A 2177-nucleotide genomic window follows, 5' to 3' on the forward strand; every position below is an offset into this window, starting at 1 on the left:
AAGACCCCAAGCCGTTCATCTGGACCAAAACCGCCGAAGAAATCCTCGACTCCCTCGCCCGCTTCTGCCGACGAATCTCCGGCGCAGGACACTAGCTCGGCCTTGGGCCACAGCGGTTAACGCTAAGCCGGTGATCGTGGGATCGCGGCAGGTCGTGGGCGGGGCTACCGCAGGGGGTGTTCAGGTGGGGCTGGGCCTGGAGCCGTTCGCGGAGATTGATCTCCTCGGGGGTGAGCGGGTCTTCGGGTCGGTAGATACGTACGAGCTTGGGCCGCAGGGGCAGGCCGTCGTCGGCCGCGGCGGCTTCGGCTTCCGCGAGCGCCCGGTAGAGCGAGGCGACCGACGGAGACTTGCCCGCGTTCTTCCCGACCTTGATGGTCAGCTTCTTACAGAACATTTATGAGAGTCACCGTGCGCAACAATCGTCACCCCGGGGCGACACGCCACTTCGTCGCGGCGACACAAGCCGTCACTCGGTTTCCGGCATCGAGGACCCCGCGCACGCCGTCGATCTTCTCGATGCTGCCCTTGCCGAAGTCGACCCACAGCGGGAAGGCGCCGGCGCCGCAGGCGAAGACGAGCTTCTCTGCGGCGGCGGAGTTTGGAGCGTAGTCGATTTCGATCACACTGGCCTCGACCTGGTGGTACGGCGTCTACCGCCGCCTCGTCACGTAGACCCTTTCCACTTTCCCTCGCTCCCAGCCTCGCCCGGCGACGAGTCCACCCAGGCGGGGGGTGCGTGGTGGGGTCAGGGTGCGGTGGAGTAGGTGCCCAGGAAGCCGGGAACTCCGGTGTCCATCTGCTCGCAGAAGATCTGGTGCGTCTTCAGCAAGTCATTCATCGGCACCGGCTTCCTGCTGGTGGCCGCGAGGTCTTCCTGGGCCTCGGAGGACCACAGGAAGGGGTAGAAGGAGATTCCCTGGTCAGAACGCAGCCCGTTAACCTCCGAGCGCCAGTCGGGCCACAACTCGTACAGGTCGGCTGGGCCGCCCGCCAGCAGCCAGCCCAACCAGGCGCTGTGCCCCATCTCCAGGGCACTCCACTGCAAGCTCTGCGGGCTGAAATACACGATCTCGCCCGGCGCCCCGGGGCGTCCCGCCTCCGCTGCGTCGACCCCGTTGATCGCGTAAACGCCGCCGAGAACGTCGTGCGCCAGCACCAAGCCGTCCGCCGGACGCCAGCCGGGTTCCACGGTCGACGGGAAACGGTTCACCTCGGCCATGCCGGGAAGCTCGCCGGAACCCGACCCGCCGAAGACCCGTATCCATCCGCCATGCAGGAGCAGACCACCGGTATTGATGACCACCGCGCCAAGGGGTGACCGAGCGCTCACCTGCAACTGAAGCAGGCACGCGGCCGCGCGGTCCGGCTCCGGCGGGAGTATTTCCACCGGCGTGAAGCTGCTGGACAGGTCGTCCAGGAGCACCGGCCAGGAGGGAGCGTCCACCTCCACCAATTCATTGATTGTCTTCATGGGTACAGAATTCCATCAGCCGCTCGGCCCGGAGGAAGCGGGGGACGCGTCGCGCGGGCCGCTGACCTGCGCGCGCGGTCGGGGCGTCCGGCGAGGCCTGCGGCACCTGACGGACAGCACCGGGCGCCAGGTGTTGTTCACGATCAGTTCGACGTCGTCGCTGAAGAGCGGTACAGCCCCCTCGGCCAGCGGGAATTGGCGCGCGACGGCTCCGAGGCCGAGGGCCGCGAGCGCCTCCGCCTCCTTGCCGAGCCCTGCCGGGAGGGAGCCCCGCATCTCGGGAACCTGACCTTGCCGGTCGGCGGGTCCTGAAGCCGGTCCAGGACGAGGAACGGGTGAGGCACGATGCGCCCGACCAGCCCCGAATGGACGGGCGCCCCGAGCACCCGCACGGTCACCGTCGCCTGCACGGCGCCCACAGCGCCCCTCCTCGTTCTCCCGGCCAGGCCCTCCCCGGCCCGGCACCCCACCCTGACAACGATCCGGCTCCCGGCGGAAGACGCCCAAAGGGCCTCCACTCCTGTCGTAGTAGGCCCGTGACTCCGGTTGCGAGAGCGAGGCGATTGCGGCGAGGTGGAAGGCGCGTTTGAGCTGCTTGTTACCTTGCCGAGGAGCCGGAGGCTCGCGTGACGGGTGCCAGGCCTGCGTAGGCGGCCAGGTGTCCGGCCGTGGCGAAGGCACTGCCGTTGCCGACGTCGATGAG

4 protein-coding genes and 1 pseudogene are annotated in these 2177 nt (G+C 68.3%); all 5 read right to left on the minus strand.

Features of this window, described 5'->3' with window-relative positions:
* Nucleotides 1-91 precede the first annotated feature (91 nt).
* On the minus strand, nt 92-397 hold the full coding sequence (locus ACIP98_RS42270; RefSeq protein ID WP_401982194.1) for a hypothetical protein: 306 nt from the start codon (nt 395-397) through the stop codon (nt 92-94).
* 28 nt (nt 398-425) lie between these two features.
* A complete protein-coding gene (locus ACIP98_RS42275; RefSeq protein WP_401982196.1) occupies nt 426-626 on the minus strand; it encodes a hypothetical protein in 201 nt (66 codons plus the stop codon).
* Nucleotides 627-748: 122 nt separating this feature from the next.
* A complete protein-coding gene (locus ACIP98_RS42280) occupies nt 749-1474 on the minus strand; it encodes a DUF2625 family protein (protein ID WP_401982198.1) in 726 nt (241 codons plus the stop codon).
* Between the two features lie 15 nt (nt 1475-1489).
* Complete coding sequence (locus ACIP98_RS42285) at nt 1490-1750, minus strand: hypothetical protein (protein WP_401982201.1); 261 nt, start codon at nt 1748-1750, stop codon at nt 1490-1492.
* A gap of 243 nt (nt 1751-1993) precedes the next feature.
* Nucleotides 1994-2177: pseudogene (locus tag ACIP98_RS42290) on the minus strand (transposase); the annotation flags it as partial.

The sequence above is a fragment of the Streptomyces sp. NPDC088354 genome, assembly GCF_044753585.1.
GTDB lineage: Bacteria > Actinomycetota > Actinomycetes > Streptomycetales > Streptomycetaceae > Actinacidiphila.

Bases quoted from the DNA above. Each gene is read 5' to 3' on its own strand.
- ACIP98_RS42270 (WP_401982194.1), bottom strand. From the start codon at position 397: ATGTTCTGTAAGAAGCTGACCATCAAGGTCGGGAAGAACGCGGGCAAG.
- ACIP98_RS42280 (WP_401982198.1), bottom strand. From the start codon at position 1,474: ATGAAGACAATCAATGAATTGGTGGAGGTGGACGCTCCCTCCTGGCCG.
- ACIP98_RS42285 (WP_401982201.1), bottom strand. From the start codon at position 1,750: ATGCGGGGCTCCCTCCCGGCAGGGCTCGGCAAGGAGGCGGAGGCGCTC.